Genomic DNA, 18,355 nt, shown 5'->3' on the forward strand with positions numbered 1-18,355 from the left:
AGGAGCGTCGATACGGCTTGCCAGCAGCTTGCTGGCGCTCCTGCCTCGTTGTCCTCGCTGCGTGAGAGGCTGCCCGGCGACACCAGCTGCGGCCTCAGGACACCGAGACCGGCCCTGAGTACCGCAGGTCTCAGCGCACGACCGTTCGCGCGATCGTCGCTTGGCCGCCGACCCTGATTCGGTGCTCCAGGCCGTCGTGGTGAACGGTTGCTGTGATGGTCGACGGGCAGCCGAGGTGGTCGCCCATATCGACGATGAGGCGGTCCGTACCGGATCCGGCCGCGTGCGCGGCCAGGCAGGCGGTGCTGTTGGCGTTGGCGATGTCCTCGGGGACTCCGATCGATGGTGCGAACATCCGGGCTGCCGCCCGGCCGTGCCGGTCCGGGAGCGAGTAGGCGTAGCAGCCCAGCAGCCCGTGGCGGTCGCAGGCTGCGCGCAGCAGGGTGAAGTCCGGGGTGAGTTCGGCCAGCACGGCGCGGGACCGGACGGGCAGCAGAAGCCTCGGCCGCCCGTTCGACGCCACGCAGGCGTCCCCGGCGACTGCGTCCTCGGGCAGTCCGAGGCCGTGTGCGATCGCTTCCAGTTCGGGCCCTTGGGCGTCGCTCAGGCTGACCGGGCCTGGATCGAACGATGCTGTCAGGCTGTCACCGTTTCGGGTGACCCGGCCGTCGAAGCTGCGGTGGGTCGTCCGCAGGACGGCGCGGTAGTCGTCGCCGCCTTCACGTTCGGCGAGCAGCGCGAGGGCGGCGACGGTGCCGTGGCCGCAGGCGGGCAGTTCGCCTGCGGGGGTGAAGAACCGGAGGGTGTACGACGGATGGGCGCGCTCGGTTCCGGTCGCGCGGAGGAAGACGGCGTGCGACGTTCCCAACTCCGTGGGAATACGGCATCGTTCCTCGTCGGTCAACGGCGCGTCGTCCAGAACGGCGGTCGCGCTGCCACCCCTGCGCTGTCGTTGGCACGCGTCGACGATCGCTACCTCGGGCATGGCACCGGGCCGGTGGTCAGCAGCATCGTCAGGTCGAGTGCGGGAGCGCTGTGTGTCAACGCTCCGACCGAGATGAGGTCGACGCCCGTTTCGGCGATGGCGCGGACACTGTCCAGGCGGACGGTACCCGAGGCCTCCAGCAGGATCCGGGGAGAGTCGGCTCGTTCGGCCCGGATCTTCACCACCTGCTCGATGTCGGCCAACGGCATGTTGTCGAGCATGATCCAGCGGGCCCCGGCATCGAGCGCCTCAGCAGCTTCTGCCACGGACTGCACTTCGACATCGACCTCCACCGTCTGCCCGGTGCGCGCCATCCCGCGGCGGATCGCCTCCATCGCTGCGGTCACCCCGCCCGCCGCGGCGATGTGGTTCTCCTTGAGCAGGACCATCGCCGCAAGGTCGAGCCGGTGGTTGCGGCCACCACCGACGGCCACCGCGTACTTGTCGAGGGCACGCAGGCCCGGTGCCGTCTTGCGGGTGTCCAGAATGCGGGTCTCGGTCTCGGCCACGGCCTGGACGTAGCGGTCGGTCAGTGTCGCGATGCCGCACAGGCGCTGCAGGAAGTTCAGCGCCGTGCGCTCGCCGGTGATCAGGCTGCGCGCCGGACCGGACAGGCGTAACAGGACGTCGCCGTCGGTCAGCCGGGCGCCGTCGGCGACGCTCGCCTCGATCTCGACCTCGGGATCGACCTGCGCGAAGACCTCGGCGACCGCGGGGAGGCCGGCGGCAATGCCGCTCTGCCGGGTGCGGACTTCGGCCGTGGCCGCCAGGTCTTCGGGGACACTCCACGCGGTGGTGATGTCGTTCCCCGAGGCGTCCTCGGCCAAAGCGGCGGCGACGGCGGTTCGTCCCGCAGTCGAGGGAAACTGTGTCGTGGCCATCTGGTCTCCATCTCCGAGTGGGCGTTGAGCCTGGCGGTCATCACCACTGACGCGGCTGCGGCGCAGGTAGTGCTCCCTGGCGGTGATCGTGGGATTCCGCAGCGCACGGTGCGGGGCGACGCGGGTGGGTGGTTGCCACGACGGTCCCCCTTCGTTTCGTTTTCCGAAGCGATCGCCGATGGTAGCGTTTCGGAATCCGAAGCATCAACCTTGGAGGCTGGACTCCACGTCATGCCAACCCCAAAACCCGGCAAGCCAGTTCGTGGTTCGGTCACCGGTCGCCCCCTCATGGCCGCACTCGACCTGTTCGGACGGCGGTGGAGCCTGCGCATCCTTTGGGAGCTGCGCGAGGGCCCCCTTGGGTTCCGCCCCCTGCAGAAGCAGTGCGACGACATGTCCTCCAGCGTGATGCGACAGCGCCTGACCGAACTGCTGGATGCCCACGTGGTTCACCAACTACCCGACAGCCGGTACGAGCTCACTCCACTGGGGCGGGATGCCTGCCTCGCACTCGGCCCCCTCGTCCAGTGGTCGGAGCGCTGGGCGGCGATGCTCGACCCGCAAGCCGAGTGAGGTGATGGGCGTCGCCGTGCAGAGTGAGTACGCGGGCGCCGGTCAGCTCGCCCGGTCGGGTGCTGGGCACGCTCGATGACATGTGTTCACAACGGCGCTGCAACTTCCGGAAGCCTGCCGGGGTTTGGCTCGGTTCCCGCAGGATGCGCAGCGTCCAGCGCCGCCCGAGCAGATCGAGTCCAGCCATGACCCGGCGCCCTGAATCGGACCCGCGTACCGGTGAGCCCGGCCGAGGCGTTCTGGCTTCCTTGCCCACTCCTTGCGCTTCGGGTTTCGAAGCATCATAGTGATTCGAAAACCGAAGCAGGAGGTGTCCATGCCCCGCGCCCATCGACCAGCCACTGCGCCGATGGATGCCTCCCGGCGTGACACACGAGCCGCTCACGTGAGCCCTTTGCGACTTCACGCCGAGCCGGCCAGATGTAGAGCGAGGACGGCTTGGGCGGGACATGTTCACGACTTCATCCAGACAGGGGTGCCTGGTGAACTGAGCGATTGGCGCGAGTTGTAGGCAGGGCTCCATCGCCAACTGAGACATCGCCTTATCTCAACAGCACACCACAATCAGCCAGTCCCGCGAACCGCCCTCGGAAATGCCCGGTGATCCGTCGCCGGGGTCGACCCGAGCATCAATCTGAGTGTCGACTCGAAGGCTGGCACGCTTGTCCGAACACACAGGAGGTTTCCATGGCCAAGGGCTACTGGGTCAGCGTCTACCGCACCATTTCCGACCCCGAGAAGCTGGCCGCCTACAACAAGCTGGCCGGTCTGGCCGTCCGGGCCGGGGGCGGGCGGACGCTCGCCCGCGGCGGTCGGGTCGTCGCCCACGACGCCGGAATCGCCGAGCGCACCGTCCTGGTCGAGTTCGACACCTTTGAACAGGCGGTCGCGGCACGCGAGAGCGCGGCATACCAGGAGGCCCTGTCCGTCCTTTCCGACGGCGTCGAGCGCGACTTCCGCATCATCGAAGGCGTCGACTGACCGGCGCACTGACGTTCAGGCCGGCCTGGCGGCCCCGCCGGCCTCGCCGGCAGAACTCAGGACATCAGGCTGAGCAGGGAGGCCAGGGCTGCACCAGTGCGTACATTGACGGCGCGTTGGGGCACCTGTGCGCCCGCGGCGACCACGCGGGCGCCGCGCCATCATGCGGGCTGGGTGGTGATGGTGCACAGGCGCTTGGTGGCCCGGGTCAGCGCCACGTACAGGTCCCTCTCCCCGCCGGGGTGGGCCGTGATGATCTCCTCGGGGTTCAGGACGACGACCCCGTCGAACTCGAGGCCACGTGCTTCGGACGCGGGCACGATGCGTGCGTGGTCGCCGATGCCGTGAGCCGTCAACTGGCTCACCCGGGTGTCCGCGCAGATCACTCCGAGGAGTTCGTCCGGCTGCGCGGTGCTCTGGGCGCGCAGTTCCTCCACGACGGCGGTGACCAACCCGTCCCCATGTGTGGTCACGGTGCGCGGGCTCTCACCGCTGCGCAGTGACCGTGTGGGCCGCTGGTCCGGAGCGATCCGCGCGAGTAGGTCCCGGACGCTCTCCAGGATCTCCTGCGTGGTGCGGTAACTGACCGTCAGGTCGTGCAGTCTGAACCGCGTCCCGACATGCGGGCTCAGGGCTTCCTTCCAGTCGCGTGCCGTCGTGGCCGAGCCCGACTGGGCGAAGTCACCCACCAGCGTCATCGCCCTCGCCGGGCAGCGGCGGACGATCATCCGCCACTGCATAGCGGTCAGTTCCTGCGCCTCGTCGACGACGACGTGCCCGTACGTCCGCTCGGGCGGGCCGTCGACCAGGCTCGCCGCCTCGTCCAGCAACGGCACGTCCGCATCGGTCCAGGGGGCGTCCGGGGCGCGCAGGAGAAGGGACCGCTCCTGCGGGGTCAGGGTCGGCAGGCGCTCGGCCAGGGCGTCGGCATCCGTCAGCAGCGCCTTCACGAGGTCGCCGGGTACCAGCCTCGGCCACAGCGCCTCGACCGCCCGGTCGACACCGGCGTCGTCGAGGAGATCGGCCCCGATGGCGTCCAGGTCCAGCTCGTGGGCCGGACCCGGGTCGGCGGCGCCCTCGGCACGGAGCTGGGCGACGCCCGTGAACCGGTCGAGGTTCAGGCCCGTCATCTGCTCGGCATCGGCGTCGATCTGCTCCAGGAGGTCGCCCATGTCCCGTTGCATCGCGTCGGTGACGGCGTCGACCAGGAGTTCCTTGAACGCCTGGCGCGCGGGGTTGTGGCCGGACGCGGCCGCCAGGGCGGCGGCGCGTGCAGTGGCGACCTCCTTCTCGGACAGGTGGACCAGTTCCTGCCCGACCCGGACAGCGAAGTCACCGGCGGGGGCCTGGTGTTCTCGCAGCAGGCCGGCCAAGGCGTCGGCGAGGTCCAGGCCGCCCTTGAGGCGCGCTGCGTCGAACGCGTCCACCGAGTCCGGGGACACTCCGGCCAGTTCCTGACAGGTCGCCAGATCGACGTCGTTCTCCCCGAGCGAGGGAAGGACCTGGGCGATGTAGTCGAGGAAACGGGCGTTGGGGCCCACCACGAGGACGCCTTCCTCCGCGGCGCGCGGAAACGCGTACAGGACGTAGGCCGCCCGGTGCAGGGCCACCACCGTCTTGCCGGTGCCCGGCCCGCCCTGCACCACGGTCACCCCGCGGTGGGCGGAGCGGACGATCTCGTCCTGCTCGGCCTGCAGCGTCGCGACGGCCGCGTGCATCCTGCCCGTACGCCGTGCCGACAGAGCCTCGGTCAACGGGCCGTCCCCCACGACGTCTTCGTCGGTCGGGGCGGTCCCGTCGAGCAGTTCGTCGCTCACCGAGACGACCGTGCGCTCCTCGAGGCGCAGGTGCCGGCGCCGTCGCAGATCCATCGGGTGGACCGGTGTCGCCTCGTAGAAGGGCCGCGCCGCGTTCGCGCGCCAGTCCACGAGCAGCGGCAGTTCGTTCTCCTCCGTGTGCAGTCCGATCCGCCCGATGCGCAGGGCCGTGCCGTCCGTCCAGTCGATGCGCCCGAAGACCAGCCCCCTCTCGGCGCCTTCCAGCCGGCCGATCTCCTTGGTCAGACGGTCGGCGGCGATCTCTCTTTCGTACGCCTCGCCGGCGCCGTCCGCCGGGGCCTTCAGCACACTCGCCCGGTTCGCTTGCGCCTCGGAAAGTCGCTCGGTGAGCAGCTCATACAATGAGGACACGTAACCTTGCTCCGATTCAACCGCACGCACGGTGGAATCATTTATGTCTGACAACAAGGGACTCCTTCGATTCGAGCCGCACCTTACGGCCAAAGTTCCCGAAAGGTAAGTCTTGACTTACCTGTTGTGTCTATGTCCTTGCGGCTGACCGCACTTGGTGTCACGCATTCCATCGTTGCCCTTGAATTCCGGTTGATACTTTCCCGTGCACTGGAGAAGCGGTGAATCCACGGGAAAGCTTCGTGGTCGCGTCACAGGCCGGGACGGGGCTGGCCTGCATTCCAAATTCGGATACCGGCGGCCGCCGTGAGCCGGTTGTGTCACGCGGCGAGTTGGGTGATGTTCGCGCCGCCGTGTGCGGCCCGGATGCCGGACCTCAACGACTCGACATGCTGACTTGACTCTTCCGCAGGCACCCCGACGCCGAGTTCGTCCGGGGAACCGGACGCCACGGTGGGAGGCGCCTCCCCGTAGGGCCGCCAGAAGGCGTCGCTGCTGGTGCGAGGCGGATCGGCGGGGACGAACATGGAGCAGCAGTACGCCGGTTCGGAGATCTCGGAGGGAGTGGCTGCGGGAATCCTCTGTTCAGGGATGGCGCATTCCTCAAACTTGACTAGTTGGCCCGGGAATCGCCGAGGGTACAGCACCGCACCCCGTGGACGGCGGCGGGCCGGCTGTGAGCCGGCACACGTCGGAAGGGGGTGGGCTCAGCCCCCCGATGGTGCGGGGCAAGCCCCCGCAGGTACACGGGTGGTAGCGCCATGGTCGCCGAAGGTCAACGGTCCGTACGTTGCATCTGGTCGGCCAGTCCGTCAGGCGTCGGCCGGCCCGTTCCTCAAGAGACCGGAGACCCTCCATGCCCCAGACCGCCGCAGCCGTCGCGGAACTCCCTCAAGGGGCCCCCGTAGCGCAGCCCCAGGGAAGCGAGTTCACGCCCCTGCTGCGTACCGTCAAGGACCGGGGTCTTCTCGGCCGCCGCCATGGCTGGTACGCGCTCACGATCGCGGTGAACACGCTGGCCCTCGCCGGTCTCGTGACGGGCATCGTCCTCATCGGCAACTCCTGGTGGGCTTTGCTCCTGGCCCCTCTGCTCGCGGTGTTCTCGGCCCGGACGGCCTTCATAGGCCACGACGCGGGTCACTCCCAGATCACCGGAAACAGGTCCGCCGGCCGTCTGATCGGCCTGGTCCACGGCAATCTCCTGCTCGGAATGAGCTTCGCCTGGTGGAACGAGAAGCACACACGTCACCACGCGAACCCCAACCACATCGACAAAGATCCCGACGTCCTCGCCGACGTCCTGGTCTTCACCAGCGGGCAGGCCAGTGATCGGGTCGGCTTCCGGCGCTGGCTCACCCGCCACCAGGCCTGGCTCTTCTTCCCGCTCACCCTCCTCGAAGGCATCGCCCTGAAGGTCCACGGCTTCCAGGACCTGCGACGGCAGACGCCGCGGGAGCGGGCGGTGGAGGCTCTGCTCCTGGTGACCCATGTCGTCGCCTACGTCACCCTGCTGCTCACCTCCATGTCCCTGGGCAAGGCCCTCGCCTTCGCAGCCGTCCACCAGGCGCTCTTCGGTCTGCACCTGGGCCTGGCCTTCGCGCCCAACCACAAGGGCATGGAGATGCCCGACCCGAGCGGCGAACGCTGGGGTCACCTGCGCCGCCAGGTGCTCACCTCGCGCAACATCCGTGGCGCCGTCCTGACCGACTGGTTCCTCGGCGGCCTCAACTACCAGATCGAGCACCACCTGTTCCCGAGCATGCCCCGTCCGCATCTGCGGCTGGCGCAGCCCCTGGTGCGGGCCCACTGCGCGGAATTGGGTATCCCTTATGCGGAGACCGGGCTCGTCGACTCCTACCGGCAGGCCCTGGGCCACATGCACGAGGTGGGTGAGCCGCTCAGGACCCGGTAGCGGGGCACACTCTCAGGGATGACTAGGGGGCGCGCCTCAGGGACGTATCAGGGTCGCGATCCGGAACCGTGGAAGGCGCGGACCCGTTCTTCGGACAGAGAGCGGCAGCAGCCGCGAAGGAGGCGACGCATATGTCGATGAACGCGAAGATCGCCGCAGGAGGTGTGGCGGTCGGGCTCATCCTGTTGTTCTGGCTGCCCTGGTGGGCCTCCCTTCTGATCGTGCTGGGAGTCCCGGCGGCCGCGTACCTGACACTGGACCCCTCGCAGCGGCGCAGGCTGCGCCGTGTCACGCGCAAAGAGCTCGGCCGTTGACGCACTACTGACCCGTTGTGCCCGTGCCCACCGTGCACGAGTCGACCACGTCACCGCTCGCGGGCCTGCCGACGGCATGGTCCGCGGGCGGTCGGCTGCCGCGCTCCACCCAGGCGGTGAGCACGTCGAACGCCGACCGGTAGCAGGGCAGGATCGGCCGCAGCCGCTCCGGATATGTGTCGTACAGCCCGTCGACGTGCGTGCCGCCCACGACCGTGTAGGAGCGGTGCAGCCGCCCCCGGCCGCTCGCGTCGATCATCCGCGCGTACACATCGGAGTCAGCCGCCTTGGGCAGCAGCGCGTCCTGGTCGCCGTGCAGGGTGATCAGCGGCCTGCCGATCCGTCCGGTGAGGGCCACGCGGGCCACGGCCCGGTGGACGGACGCGGGGCGTGATGCGTAGTCGTACGCCGCGTCGGAGGCGCACGGAGCCAGGATCTGCTCGGTCGTGGACCCGGCGGACACACCGGGGCAGCCGGGATCGTAGGACGGGTCGAATTCGGCCCGGTAGATCTTCTGTGTGACGCCCCAGTAGGCCCTCTCGTGGTACGGCCACAGGAACTCCGAGCCCCGCGCGAAGCCCACCGCGTACATGTCCTCGTCCCCCGCCCGGCCGAGTGTTCGGGCCACCGTCGTGGGCAGCGAGGTGAGCAGGTTAGGGCCTTCCCGGGTCCACAGCGCGCCCTCCCAGTCCAGACCGCCGTCGTACAGCTCCGGATGGTTCTCCAACTGCCACCGTGTCAGATAACCCCCGTTGGAGATGCCCGTCATGTACGTCCGCCGTGGTGCGTGTCCGTAGCGCTGTGCGACCGCCCGCCCGGCGGCGCGGGTGAGTTGGGTGGTCCGGCTGTTCCACTCGGCGACCGCGTCCCCGGGCCGGATTCCGTCGCGGTAGAAGTCGGGCCCGCTGTTACCCTTGTCGGTGGCTGCGTAGGCGTATCCCTGAGCCAGCGCCTGGTCCGAGATCGCCGCGTCGGTGGCGTACTGCTTGCGCGTGCCCGGGGCGCCCGTGACGACCAGGCCACCGTTCCAGCGGTCCGGGAGCCGGATCACGAACTGCGCGTCGTGCCGCCAGCCGTGCGTCGCGTTGAAGTGCGAGCTGTCCGGGAAGTACCCGTCGATCTGCGTTCCGGGCACCCCTGACGGATGACGCGTGCCCTGCGCCGTCAACCCCGCCTGGTCGGCCATGTCCGTGTACGGCGTCCCGGCGAGCGCGGACGTGGTCAAGTCCCCCAGACAAGCGCTCTGCTGGAACGCGGCGCCGGGCACGTGCACCCGCTGCTGCCCCGCGCAGTGCCCGCCCCCGGCCGGCGTGGCCCAGGCCGGAGCCGGTCCTGGAACGGCCAACGCAACCAGGGCGAGAGCGATGAGGGGCATACCTCGGGACACACGCATGACCGGCCTCCATGACAGGGCGTGAAGCGACCAGGGGAGTGAGAGCGGTCTCATGGTCGGATGGCGCCCAGCGGTCGGCCATGTCTTGGGACCACATGGGACGGCGGCAGCGCATGGGGGTTCAAGACAGCCGGGACTGCGATGACGGACATGATGTCCAGTCAGGCCGAGCGCCGCCACGACGATCGCCGACGGTCGAAGACGAGGCGCCTCGGACGCACGGCACTGCCTGTCGCGACACAGAGCATGCGGACCACGAAATCCCTCCGCAGGCCCTCCCGGCCCGCACCACTGGCCGGGGCGCACCACTGGCCGGGGCGCACCACTGGCCGGGGCGCACCATGGGAATCGCACGTGGTGCGGTCCGTCAGCTGGGCCGTACCGCCATCTTGTCGAGAGCCTCCAGGAGGCCGGGCAGCTCCGCCCCACGGCCCACGGGCAGGACCTCGCCCGGTTCCTCGTCGAGGAGCACGAACGCGATGTCGTCCGTCCTGGCCACCATGGACCAGCCGGGACCGTCGGCGCGCAGCGTCCGGGCGTCGCCGGTGGCGAAGGACGAGCGGACGCGGCCCAGGGGCGGTGGCGTGTCCACGTACGAACGCGCCTCGGCGAGCACCCGACGGACGCCGCTGGGGGATCCGCCCCGGCCCTCGCCATCCTCCGCTTCGCTCCGGTCGCTCTCCTCGGCGGAGGCCTCATCCTGCCCCGATACGGCGAAGTCGCCGTCGTCGATCTGTTCCCGCCAGACCGCCCACTGGAGTGCGATCTCGTCGGCGCCGAGGCGCCGTTGAGCGGGCCCCCACGAGGCGGTGTCGGGCGGACACAGCGGCGGCCGCTCGGTGAGCTCGGGCGCCGGATCGTGCGGGGCGGGCACTCCCGGCGCCGCGACGGCGACCGCCAACGGCCAGCCGGGCAACGCGGCGACGACCGTGCGCTCGTCGGGCGACAGGTCGTACTCCATGCCGCAGTCCCACGACGCGATGGCGACCGCGACCAGGGAGACGTCGTCGATCACGACCGTCCACCGCGCACCGTCGCTGTCCTGGCCGATCACGAGACCGTACCCGTCGGCCAGGGGTGCCAGACCCAGCGCCGCACACGCCTCGGGGTAGTCGTCCCCCAGTACGCTGGGGAACTTCGCAGGCGTCAGCAGCACAGCTGTCAGCACATACAGCGCATCGTCGTCCACGGTGGCGACGGCGTCATCGTCCGTCCCGGCCATCCCTGCCTCCCCTTCGCTTCATCCGTCGGCGCACCCTAATGCGACCGGAAGCCGGTTGTCACCAGCCGCCCGTACACGCGGAGCTGCAGTTATCCGGCTGGACAGGGGCGAATCGGCCGCCCGAGCCCGCGCCGGTCACGCGGCGGGCAGTCCGAGCAGCGTACGGGCCACCGCGTGAGGCGACTCATCGCGCTCCCGGGCCAGGGCGATCACCGCCCGGCAGGCCAGTTCGTTCACTCCGAACGACAGTGCCTCCGGCGACACCCACGCCGCGGCCTCGTCGATCTGATCCTGGTCGTCCTCCGCGCACGCGGACACATAGGCCGCGGCCGCCTCGAACACGTTGTGCGTACGCTTCTCCGGCCGTCGCTTCACAGGCCGCTGCGCATCCTGACCCTCGGCCGTTTCCGTGCGCCACATCTTGCGGAGTCTGTCGAACATGCCGGACATCGGGCCACCTTCCCCCTGTGCGACGGTCATCGCTGATCGTTCATCTGCTGCTACTCAACGTAGAGTTGAAGCTTCCACCGCAGAAGGGGGACGGCCCGGTGAAGCGCTACGAGCGGCTCGCACAGATCCGGCGACTGGATCCGGAAAAGGACGCTTCGGAGATCTACCGGCTCAGCGCCGCGTACGAATTCCCCTGGGACTTCACCCGGGCTCTGGAACTGGCGCTCTACCGCACCTACGCCGTCCCCAGCATCGGCCGCCTGCTCGCCGAGACGACGGAACTCACCGAGCGGACACAGAAGCGCTACGACGACACGGCCCTGCTCCTGGACACCGTCGTCGAGCACGGCTTCGACGCCGGCCAGGGCCGCACCGCGATTTGCCGCATCAATCAGATGCACCGCAGCTACGACATCAGCAATGAAGACATGCGTTACGTGCTCTGCACCTTCGTGGTGATGCCAAAGCGGTGGATCGACGCCTACGGGTGGCGCAGGTTGTCACGGCACGAGACCGTCGCCTCCACCGTGCACTACCGCACCCTGGGGCGGCACATGGGCATCAAGGACATCCCGGAGGCCTACGAGGAGTTCGAGGCCTGTCTCGACGCCTACGAAGAGGCCCATTTCGGATGGGACGAAGCCGCGCGCCGCGTCTCCGACGCCACGCTGGACCTGATGGCCTCCTGGTATCCGCGCCCGCTCGCACCCTTGCTGCGCGCCTCGACCCTCGCCCTGCTCGACGAGCCGCTCCTCAGCGCTTTCCGGTACGAGCCGCCGGGTGCCGCCACGCGCGCGCTGGTCCGGCGGTCGGTACGCGCCCGCGGCCGCCTGGTGCGCCTGCTGCCACCGCGGCGGGCCCCGCACTTCGCCCGGCAGAACCGGGAGATCAAGGGCTACCCGGACGGCTATGGCATCGCCGAGCTGGGCACCCGTCCGGTGCCCGGAGTACGGGGCTGCCCCTCAACGGCCCGCGTCGAGTGAGTCGATCGTGTCGCGCAGCCAGGCCAGTTCGGCCCGGCTCGTGGCCCGAGCGATGGTGAGGACGCCGCGCCGGAACGGATCGTCCAGCTCCTCCGCGCTCAGCGGTTCGTCGCCGTCGTAGAAGAAGCTCGCGGGCTCCTCCAGGAAGGCGAGCCTGCGCCGCAACACCGCGGCCTGGGCCGCCGGATCGTCCAGGTACCGCAGGAACGCGAGCACCGTGAACCAGCGGTTCTCGTCGGTGATGTCCCGCTGCACCGGCTGCGCCAGCCGGCGGCGCAGCTCCTGCCGGCCCTCCTCGGTGAGTGTCAGGACGTGCCGCGGAGCGGCCACGGCGCCTGGCTGCGTCGCCCGCGCCAGCAGATCCGCCTTCTCCAGCCGCTTGATCGCGGGATACAGCGTGCTCTCGGCGACGGGCTTCACGTGCCCCGTCAGCGCCGTGATGCGTTTGCGCAGCTCATAGCCGTGCAGTGGGGCGTCGAACAGGAAACCGAGGATGGTCAGCTCCAGCATGCCTCCATTCTGCCGCACTCGCGTTGTACATCCCTCCAGTCATATTCCTGTTCCGTAATACATCGGCGCCGATGTATTGTCTTCGGAGACGACAAGCGACGCGGAGTCACAGGGGAGAGCGCGATGAAGCAGGCCGAGTTCGACGGCAGGGGCAGTCTGATCCGCTGGACGGAGACGGAGGGCGCGGAACCCGCGCGGGTGTACGTGCACGGACTGGGCGCGGCCTCGACGGTCTACAACGCGCACATCGCGGCCCGGCCCGAACTGGCGGGTCGGCGCACCCTGTTCGTCGACCTGCCGGGGCACGGCATCAGCGACCGACCCGCGGACTTCGGCTACACGCTGGAGGATCACGCCGACGCCCTGGCGGCCGCGCTGGACGCAGCCCGCGCCACCCGGGCGGAACTCGTCGCGCACAGCATGGGCGGCGCCGTCGCGATCGTGCTCGCCCACCGGCGCCCCGACCTCGTCTCGCGCCTGGTCCTCGTCGAGGCGAACCTCGACCCGTACCCTCCGACCACCGCGGGCAGCAGCGGCATCGCCTCGTACGAGGAGGACGACTACGTCGAAAACGGCGGCCACGCGCGCGTGCTGGAAAAGGTCGGCCCCTCCTGGGCGGCCACCATGCGGCTCGCCGACCCGCGCGCCCTGTACCGCACGGCGGCCGGGCTCAGGCGAGGCACCACACCCACGATGCGCCACATGCTCCAGAAGTCCGCGGCGGACCGCGTCTACCTCCAGGGCGCGTTGACCGGCGAACTCCCCGGCAAGGAGGGCCTGGAGGAGGCCGGTGTACGAGTGGTGACGGTGCCTGCCGCGGGCCACAACATCATGTTCGACAACCCCGACGCCTTCGTGGCAGAGGTGGCCGGCAGGGGCTGAAGCCCCAGCCCCCGCGGTGAGTCGTCAGCTCCGGCGCACGGCGAGCGCGAGGAAGCGGGCGTCCTCGTCGACGTACGACGTCATGTCCCAGCCGGAGCCGGCCAGGAGAGGCCCGAGCCGGTCCTGCGCGCGCAGGTCGTCCGGGGTGATGCGGCGGCCCTGGCGTGCGGCGAGCGCCGCCCGGCCGATCGGATGGAACAGCGCCAGAGTGCCGCCGGGTCGCACGACCCGGGCCAACTCCCGCAGGTTCTCCACGGGATCGGGCAGATGCGAGACGAGGCCGGCGCCGAACACGGCGTCGAGCGACCCGGTGCGCAACGGCAGCCCGGCGACATCGGCGAGCAGCAGTCGCCCGTCGCGATCCCGTCCCGCCCGTACGGCGGCCTCCAGCATGGCCGGGGTCAGATCGGCCCCGATGACGACCCCGGAAGGGCCTACGGCGGCACGCAGCGGCGGCAGGGCGCGTCCGGTGCCGCAGCCCGCGTCGAGGACGCGGTCGCCCTTCCGCAGGCCGAGTTCGGCGACCGCGGCCGCATAGGCCGGTCCGTCGTCGGGGAAACGGGTGTCCCAGTCGGCCGCCCGCGCGGCGAAGAACTCCTGGACGTGTGTGTGGTCGTCGCTCATGTTCCGCATGATCCCTCACCGACACGAAGGACGACGCTGCGCGCATGTTCGAGCGGGACGCGATCGTTCAGGTGCATGTCTGCGTCATATTGCAATACCTTTCGAAATGCGCCCCCTCTGCGCGCCCCTGCCCCCGCTAGCGTCCCTGAGCCATGGGACACCTGGACCACGCAGCCTTCGGCTGGCTGACCCCCGCGCTGTCGTACGTCATGGCCTGCATAGGCGCCGCCCTGGGGCTGCGCTGCACCGTCCGTGCGCTCGGCACCACGGGGCGCTCGCGCCGCAACTGGCTTCTCACCGCCGCCTCCGCGATCGGCACGGGCATCTGGACGATGCACTTCGTGGCGATGCTGGGCTTCAGTGTCACCGGCACGGAAATGCGCTACAACGTGCCGCTGACCATCCTCAGCCTCATCGTCGCCATGGTCGTCGTGGGCGCCGGCGTCTTCGCTGTCGGCTACGGCCGAGACCGGGGTCGCGCGCTGTTCCTCGGCGGACTGACCACCGGGCTCGGTGTCGCGAGCATGCACTACCTGGGAATGGCCGCGCTGCGGCTGCACGGCGCCGTGCACTACGACCCGATGCTCGTCGGACTCTCCGTCGTGATCGCCGTGGTTGCTGCCACCGCGGCCCTGTGGGCGGCGCTCAACATCAAGTCGCCCGTGGCGGTCGCCGTCGCCTCCCTCGTCATGGGAGGGGCGGTGAGCAGCATGCACTACACCGGGATGATGGCGGTGAGCGTGAGCGTCAGCCCCTCCGGCGGGGCCCTGCCCGGGGCCACGGCGATGCAGTTCATCTTCCCCCTCGCCGTGGGCCTCGGCTCCTATCTCTTCCTGACATCGGCGTTCGTCGCGCTGTCCCCGACGGCCGGAGAACGCGAGGCATCCGCATCGGCCCAGCGGCCGGTCCAGAGCGTCGCCCGCTAGCCACGGGGCCGGAGCCGCGACGGCTCGCAAGGACGCCCGAACCACCCTGAGCGAGGAGGCCATGCGTACACCCCGTAGGACCCCCACAGGCAGCGCCGAGGCGCCGCCCCAGCCACCGGCGCGGGGCCGCCGCGCCCATGCCGGCCCTCCCGCCGACGAGCGCACCGACCCCGACGACTTCCCTGCCGGACCGGCGCCCGAAACGCTCGCCCGCGCGGAACGGTGGCGGGTGCGCCCCCGCACCGTGCGCGCCAAGATCGTCTGTCTGCTGATGGTGCCGGTCGTCTCCCTGCTCGCTCTTTGGGCCTACGCCACCGTGACCACCGCTCAGGACGTCGCACGGCTGCGCCAGTTGCAGCGTGTGGACGAGACCGTACGGGCCCCGGTCGACGACGCCGTCGCCGCGCTCCAGAAGGAACGCGAGGCCGCCGTCCGCTACGCCACCGACCCCGCCGCCGAGCAGCAGAGCGACCTCAGGAAGCTGGCAGGACACACCGATCGCTCGGTGGCCAAGCTGCGCCTCGATGACGGCAGCACCGTCGCCGACGGCGCCGACCTGCCGACCGGTGTCGCCGGGCGCCTCGACGCCTTCGTCACCGGCGCCGAAAAGCTGCCGACCCTGCGCGCCGCCGTGCTGGAGCGTCGTGTCGGATGGGACGAGGCGTACGGGCAGTACACCAGGACGATCGCGACGGCGTTCTCCGTGGGGGGCGCGCTCACCGGCATCCAGGACGCCGATCTCGGCTCCGACGCACGCGTGCTGCTCGAATTCTCCCGGGCGGGGGAGACGCTCGCCCAGGAGGACGCGGTGCTGTCCGGCGCCCGGCTCGCCGGAAGCCTGGACGGGGAACGGCTGCGGCTGTTCACCGGCGCCGTCGACACGCGCCGCACTCTGACCGATGCCGCAGTAACGGATCTGCGCGGTCCCGAACGCACCGCCTGGCACGACCTCGTGGAGGGGAGCGCGTACGCCCATGTGCGCGCCGCCGAGGACAAGGTGCTCGTGTCGCGGCCCGGCGGCAAGGCGATCGACGCCGCGCCGGAAGCCGACTGGAACACCGCCCACGCGCGCGTGCAGGACGACATGCGAACGATCGCTGCGGACGCGGGCCGTGGCGTCGCGGACCGGGCCGACCCGTTCTCGCGCGGACTGCTCACACCCGCCGGTGCCGCCGTTCTCTTCGGCCTGGCCGCCGTCGCCGCGTCGTTGGTGATCTCCGTACGCATCGGACGCGGTCTCGTCGTGGAGTTGGTGAGCCTGCGCAACGGCGCTCTGGAGATCGCCCGGCGCAAACTCCCGGAAGCCATGCGCAAGCTGCGTGCGGGAGAGGAGATCGACGTCCGTGCGGAGGCTCCGCCCGGGCCGCCCGCGGAGGACGAGACCGGACAGGTCGCGGAGGCCTTGGGCACCGTGCACCGCGCCGCGCTGCGCGCCGCCGTCGAACGCGCGGAACTCGCCAGCGGAATCTCCGGCGTCTTCGTCAATCTCGCCCGGCGCAGTCAGGTCCTCGTACACCGCCAACTGAGCCTGCTCGACAGCATGGAGCGCAGGTCCGACGACCCGAACGAGCTGAGCGACCTGTTCCGGCTCGACCACCTCACCACGAGGATGCGGCGCCACGCGGAGAGCCTGATCATCCTCTCCGGAGCCGCCCCCGGCCGGGCCTGGCGCATGCCGGTCTCCCTGACGAACGTGGTCCGTGCCGCCGTGTCCGAAGTCGAGGACTACGCGCGCGTGGAGGTACGACAGCTCTCCGAGGCATCCGTGGCCGGCGCCGCCGTCGCCGACCTCACGCACCTTCTCGCCGAGATCGTCGAGAACGCGGCACAGTTCTCGCCGCCGCACACCCGAGTACGCATCGTCGGAGAACCGGTCGGCAACGGGTATGCCGTCGAAGTCGAGGACCGCGGACTCGGCATGGGGACGGAAACACTCGCCGAGGCCAACCGCCGCATCGAACAGTCCGAGGCGCTCGACCTGTTCGACAGCGACCGGCTCGGTCTCTTCGTGGTCAGCAGGCTCGCCGCACGCCACGGCATCAAGGTGCACCTGAGGACGTCGCCCTACGGCGGGACGACGGCAGTCGTCCTGCTGCCCACGGCACTCCTGCACGGCGGCGCGGTGGAACGTTCCCCCAAGCGGGCCGACACCGAACGGCCCGCGGAACGCGAGTACGCGCGCGTGGCGGCCGCCCAGGAGCAGGAATCGCTCCAGGCGCTGACCGAACGGCCCGCACTGGCGGTACCCCTGCAGTCCGCCGTCAAGGCCTCGGCCAACGGTTCATCCGACACTCCGCCACCCGGAGTCACCACCCTGCGTCTGCACAGGCAGACGGAGGAACCCGAGGAACCTGAGGAATCCGAGGAATCCGACGACCTCCCGCGGCGCGTACGGCAGGCGCATCTCGCACCTCAGCTGCGCGAACAGCTCCCCGAGAAGCACACGGACACCTCGGCTTCCCGTAACGACGACGAGCGCACCCCGGAAGTCGTACGGGACCGCATGGCGGCCTACCGCGACGGCTGGACGCGCGGCGGCGGCAGGATCCCCGGCCGCGGCGCCACCCCTGACTCCGAACCGGGCAGCGACAGCAGCGAAGGAGACCTCGCATGATCCAGGACCCGAGTATGAGGGCCGCCCAGCGGTCCGGCGAACTCGACTGGCTGCTGGACGACTTGGTACTGCGCGTCGCCGAAGTCCGGCACGCCGTGGTGTTGTCCAACGACGGACTCGCGGTGGGCGCGTCCAGCGACCTGCGGCGCGAGGACGCGGAGCACCTTGCCGCGGTCGCCTCCGGCTTCCACAGTCTCGCCAAGGGCGCCGGCCGCCACTTCGGCGCCGGGGGCGTGCGCCAGACGATGGTGGAGATGGACGACGGCTTCCTCTTCGTGGCGGCCGCGGGCGACGGCTCCTGCCTCGCCCTGCTCACCGCCGTCACGGCCGACATCGGACTGGTGGCGTACGAGATGGCACGGCTGGTCAAGCGCGTCGGAGAACACCTCTACACGCCGCCGCGCGTCGCAGCGCAGCCGCCCGCCGCCGGATGACCGAGGACGGTCGGTGCAGATGACCGAGGACAGGCCCGGCGCCCTGGAGCAGCCGGGCAGCCAGTGGTACGACAACGAGGCCGGACCTCTCGTCCGCCCCTACGCCATGACGGGCGGCCGCACCAAACCCGGTCCCACCGGGGTGCGGTTCGACCTGATAGCCCTTGTCACGCTCGACACGGGCGCGCCAGGCGTCGACGACGACACCTCGTTGGGTCCGGAACACCGGGCCCTCATCGAACTCTGCCGCATCGAGACGCAGTCCGTGGCCGAACTCGCCGCGGGAGCGGACCTGCCGGTGGGGGTCGTACGAGTGCTCCTGGGCGACCTTCTGGAACTGGGCTGTGTGACTGTCAGCCGCCCGGTGCCGCCCGCGCAACTGCCCGACGAACGGATCCTCCGCGAGGTCATCGCGGGATTGAGGGCGCTGTAGATGAACCACGTTGTCGCGGCCTGTGCCGACTTGCGCATACATTCGGGCA

The 18,355-nt window shown here is 70.2% G+C and carries 19 protein-coding genes and 1 pseudogene; 10 read left to right on the top strand and 10 right to left on the bottom strand.

The genetic code is table 11. From position 1 onward, the window contains the following. Positions 1–130: 130 nt before the first annotated feature. Together ABZS97_RS10050 and nadC are read right to left on the bottom strand one after the other, a co-directional pair. Positions 131–985: a PhzF family phenazine biosynthesis isomerase gene (locus tag ABZS97_RS10050; RefSeq protein ID WP_356135679.1), complete on the bottom strand. Its 855-nt coding sequence runs from the start codon at positions 983–985 to the stop codon at positions 131–133. Continuing rightward, a complete protein-coding gene (gene nadC, locus ABZS97_RS10055) occupies positions 973–1,866 on the bottom strand; it encodes a carboxylating nicotinate-nucleotide diphosphorylase (RefSeq protein WP_356135681.1) in 894 nt (297 codons plus the stop codon). Before nadC ends, ABZS97_RS10050 begins: the two co-directional genes overlap by 13 nt. A gap of 288 nt (positions 1,867–2,154) precedes the next feature. Here nadC and ABZS97_RS10060 point away from each other — a divergent pair, with 288 nt between their 5' ends. Further along, on the top strand, positions 2,155–2,439 hold the full coding sequence (locus ABZS97_RS10060; protein ID WP_356135683.1) for a helix-turn-helix domain-containing protein: 285 nt from the start codon (positions 2,155–2,157) through the stop codon (positions 2,437–2,439). On the opposite strand, the pseudogene ABZS97_RS10065 reads toward ABZS97_RS10060, so the two are convergent. Next, positions 2,423–2,626 (bottom strand): annotated as a pseudogene (locus ABZS97_RS10065) (transcriptional regulator); the annotation flags it as partial. The gene ABZS97_RS10060 and the pseudogene ABZS97_RS10065 overlap by 17 nt on opposite strands. Positions 2,627–3,126: 500 nt before the next feature. Between ABZS97_RS10065 and ABZS97_RS10070 the strand changes: the two are divergent. Further along, the gene (locus ABZS97_RS10070) at positions 3,127–3,420 is read left to right on the top strand and encodes a DUF1330 domain-containing protein (RefSeq protein ID WP_356135686.1); all 294 of its coding nucleotides are present in this window, start codon (positions 3,127–3,129) and stop codon (positions 3,418–3,420) included. Positions 3,421–3,581: 161 nt separating this feature from the next. Here ABZS97_RS10070 and ABZS97_RS10075 read toward each other — a convergent pair whose 3' ends face one another. Beyond that, the gene (locus tag ABZS97_RS10075; protein WP_356135688.1) at positions 3,582–5,609 is read right to left on the bottom strand and encodes an ATP-dependent DNA helicase; all 2,028 of its coding nucleotides are present in this window, start codon (positions 5,607–5,609) and stop codon (positions 3,582–3,584) included. A 320-nt stretch (positions 5,610–5,929) separates the two neighbouring features. Beyond that, positions 5,930–6,136 (bottom strand): hypothetical protein, encoded by a 207-nt coding sequence (locus ABZS97_RS10080; protein WP_356135690.1) that lies wholly within the window; start codon positions 6,134–6,136, stop codon positions 5,930–5,932. Between the two features lie 329 nt (positions 6,137–6,465). Here ABZS97_RS10080 and ABZS97_RS10085 point away from each other — a divergent pair, with 329 nt between their 5' ends. Further along, positions 6,466–7,521, top strand: coding sequence for an acyl-CoA desaturase (locus ABZS97_RS10085; protein WP_356135692.1), 1,056 nt, complete (start codon positions 6,466–6,468; stop codon positions 7,519–7,521). 131 nt (positions 7,522–7,652) lie between these two features. After that, positions 7,653–7,835 carry a hypothetical protein gene (locus ABZS97_RS10090; protein WP_356135694.1) on the top strand — a complete coding sequence of 61 codons (183 nt, stop codon included), beginning with the start codon at positions 7,653–7,655 and terminating at the stop codon, positions 7,833–7,835. Positions 7,836–7,839: 4 nt separating this feature from the next. Here the strand turns inward: ABZS97_RS10090 and ABZS97_RS10095 are convergent, their stop codons facing one another. The 3 genes from ABZS97_RS10095 to ABZS97_RS10105 all read right to left on the bottom strand — a co-directional run bounded on the left by ABZS97_RS10095 (position 7,840) and on the right by ABZS97_RS10105 (position 10,891). Further along, positions 7,840–9,228, bottom strand: a complete 1,389-nt coding sequence (locus ABZS97_RS10095; RefSeq protein WP_356135696.1) for a tannase/feruloyl esterase family alpha/beta hydrolase — start codon at positions 9,226–9,228, stop codon at positions 7,840–7,842. A gap of 367 nt (positions 9,229–9,595) precedes the next feature. Further along, the gene (locus ABZS97_RS10100) at positions 9,596–10,450 is read right to left on the bottom strand and encodes a hypothetical protein (protein WP_356135698.1); all 855 of its coding nucleotides are present in this window, start codon (positions 10,448–10,450) and stop codon (positions 9,596–9,598) included. Between the two features lie 135 nt (positions 10,451–10,585). Beyond that, positions 10,586–10,891 (bottom strand): hypothetical protein, encoded by a 306-nt coding sequence (locus tag ABZS97_RS10105; RefSeq protein WP_356135700.1) that lies wholly within the window; start codon positions 10,889–10,891, stop codon positions 10,586–10,588. Between the two features lie 107 nt (positions 10,892–10,998). Between ABZS97_RS10105 and ABZS97_RS10110 the strand changes: the two genes are divergently transcribed. After that, entirely contained in the window at positions 10,999–11,883 is an 885-nt protein-coding gene (locus ABZS97_RS10110) for an oxygenase MpaB family protein (protein WP_356135702.1), read from the top strand. Here ABZS97_RS10110 and ABZS97_RS10115 read toward each other — a convergent pair. Next, positions 11,863–12,393 carry a PadR family transcriptional regulator gene (locus tag ABZS97_RS10115; RefSeq protein WP_356135704.1) on the bottom strand — a complete coding sequence of 177 codons (531 nt, stop codon included), beginning with the start codon at positions 12,391–12,393 and terminating at the stop codon, positions 11,863–11,865. The two genes, ABZS97_RS10110 and ABZS97_RS10115, sit on opposite strands and share 21 nt — an antisense overlap. A 123-nt stretch (positions 12,394–12,516) precedes the next feature. On the opposite strand from ABZS97_RS10115, the gene ABZS97_RS10120 reads away from it, so the two are divergent. After that, positions 12,517–13,275 carry an alpha/beta hydrolase gene (locus ABZS97_RS10120; RefSeq protein WP_356135706.1) on the top strand — a complete coding sequence of 253 codons (759 nt, stop codon included), beginning with the start codon at positions 12,517–12,519 and terminating at the stop codon, positions 13,273–13,275. A gap of 24 nt (positions 13,276–13,299) precedes the next feature. Here ABZS97_RS10120 and ABZS97_RS10125 read toward each other — a convergent pair whose 3' ends face one another. Continuing rightward, positions 13,300–13,899 carry a methyltransferase domain-containing protein gene (locus ABZS97_RS10125; protein ID WP_356135708.1) on the bottom strand — a complete coding sequence of 200 codons (600 nt, stop codon included), beginning with the start codon at positions 13,897–13,899 and terminating at the stop codon, positions 13,300–13,302. Between the two features lie 152 nt (positions 13,900–14,051). Between ABZS97_RS10125 and ABZS97_RS10130 the strand changes: the two genes are divergently transcribed. From ABZS97_RS10130 to ABZS97_RS10145, 4 genes are all read left to right on the top strand, one after another. Then, a complete protein-coding gene (locus ABZS97_RS10130; protein WP_356135710.1) occupies positions 14,052–14,825 on the top strand; it encodes an MHYT domain-containing protein in 774 nt (257 codons plus the stop codon). Positions 14,826–14,886: 61 nt separating this feature from the next. Further along, on the top strand, positions 14,887–17,439 hold the full coding sequence (locus ABZS97_RS10135; RefSeq protein ID WP_356135712.1) for a nitrate- and nitrite sensing domain-containing protein: 2,553 nt from the start codon (positions 14,887–14,889) through the stop codon (positions 17,437–17,439). Further along, entirely contained in the window at positions 17,436–17,873 is a 438-nt protein-coding gene (locus tag ABZS97_RS10140; RefSeq protein WP_356135713.1) for a roadblock/LC7 domain-containing protein, read from the top strand. Before ABZS97_RS10135 ends, ABZS97_RS10140 begins: the two co-directional genes overlap by 4 nt. Before the next feature lie 19 nt (positions 17,874–17,892). Continuing rightward, complete coding sequence (locus ABZS97_RS10145; protein WP_356135714.1) at positions 17,893–18,306, top strand: DUF742 domain-containing protein; 414 nt, start codon at positions 17,893–17,895, stop codon at positions 18,304–18,306. Positions 18,307–18,355 lie beyond the last annotated feature (49 nt).

Origin of the sequence: Streptomyces sp. NPDC005485 (genome assembly GCF_040606085.1) — a bacterium.
Taxonomy (GTDB): Bacteria; Actinomycetota; Actinomycetes; order Streptomycetales; family Streptomycetaceae; genus Streptomyces.

Excerpts from the sequence above, each read along its gene's own strand:
- ABZS97_RS10105 (WP_356135700.1), bottom strand. The coding sequence starts at position 10,891 with ATGTTCGACAGACTCCGCAAGATGTGGCGCACGGAAACGGCCGAGGGT.
- ABZS97_RS10060 (WP_356135683.1), top strand. The coding sequence starts at position 2,155 with ATGGCCGCACTCGACCTGTTCGGACGGCGGTGGAGCCTGCGCATCCTT.
- ABZS97_RS10095 (WP_356135696.1), bottom strand. The coding sequence starts at position 9,228 with ATGCGTGTGTCCCGAGGTATGCCCCTCATCGCTCTCGCCCTGGTTGCG.
- ABZS97_RS10080 (WP_356135690.1), bottom strand. The coding sequence starts at position 6,136 with ATGTTCGTCCCCGCCGATCCGCCTCGCACCAGCAGCGACGCCTTCTGG.
- ABZS97_RS10140 (WP_356135713.1), top strand. The coding sequence starts at position 17,436 with ATGATCCAGGACCCGAGTATGAGGGCCGCCCAGCGGTCCGGCGAACTC.
- ABZS97_RS10135 (WP_356135712.1), top strand. The coding sequence starts at position 14,887 with ATGCGTACACCCCGTAGGACCCCCACAGGCAGCGCCGAGGCGCCGCCC.
- ABZS97_RS10130 (WP_356135710.1), top strand. The coding sequence starts at position 14,052 with ATGGGACACCTGGACCACGCAGCCTTCGGCTGGCTGACCCCCGCGCTG.
- ABZS97_RS10070 (WP_356135686.1), top strand. The coding sequence starts at position 3,127 with ATGGCCAAGGGCTACTGGGTCAGCGTCTACCGCACCATTTCCGACCCC.
- ABZS97_RS10050 (WP_356135679.1), bottom strand. The coding sequence starts at position 985 with ATGCCCGAGGTAGCGATCGTCGACGCGTGCCAACGACAGCGCAGGGGT.
- ABZS97_RS10145 (WP_356135714.1), top strand. The coding sequence starts at position 17,893 with ATGACCGAGGACAGGCCCGGCGCCCTGGAGCAGCCGGGCAGCCAGTGG.
- ABZS97_RS10090 (WP_356135694.1), top strand. The coding sequence starts at position 7,653 with ATGTCGATGAACGCGAAGATCGCCGCAGGAGGTGTGGCGGTCGGGCTC.
- ABZS97_RS10115 (WP_356135704.1), bottom strand. The coding sequence starts at position 12,393 with ATGCTGGAGCTGACCATCCTCGGTTTCCTGTTCGACGCCCCACTGCAC.
- nadC (WP_356135681.1), bottom strand. The coding sequence starts at position 1,866 with ATGGCCACGACACAGTTTCCCTCGACTGCGGGACGAACCGCCGTCGCC.
- ABZS97_RS10125 (WP_356135708.1), bottom strand. The coding sequence starts at position 13,899 with ATGAGCGACGACCACACACACGTCCAGGAGTTCTTCGCCGCGCGGGCG.
- ABZS97_RS10120 (WP_356135706.1), top strand. The coding sequence starts at position 12,517 with ATGAAGCAGGCCGAGTTCGACGGCAGGGGCAGTCTGATCCGCTGGACG.
- ABZS97_RS10085 (WP_356135692.1), top strand. The coding sequence starts at position 6,466 with ATGCCCCAGACCGCCGCAGCCGTCGCGGAACTCCCTCAAGGGGCCCCC.
- ABZS97_RS10100 (WP_356135698.1), bottom strand. The coding sequence starts at position 10,450 with ATGGCCGGGACGGACGATGACGCCGTCGCCACCGTGGACGACGATGCG.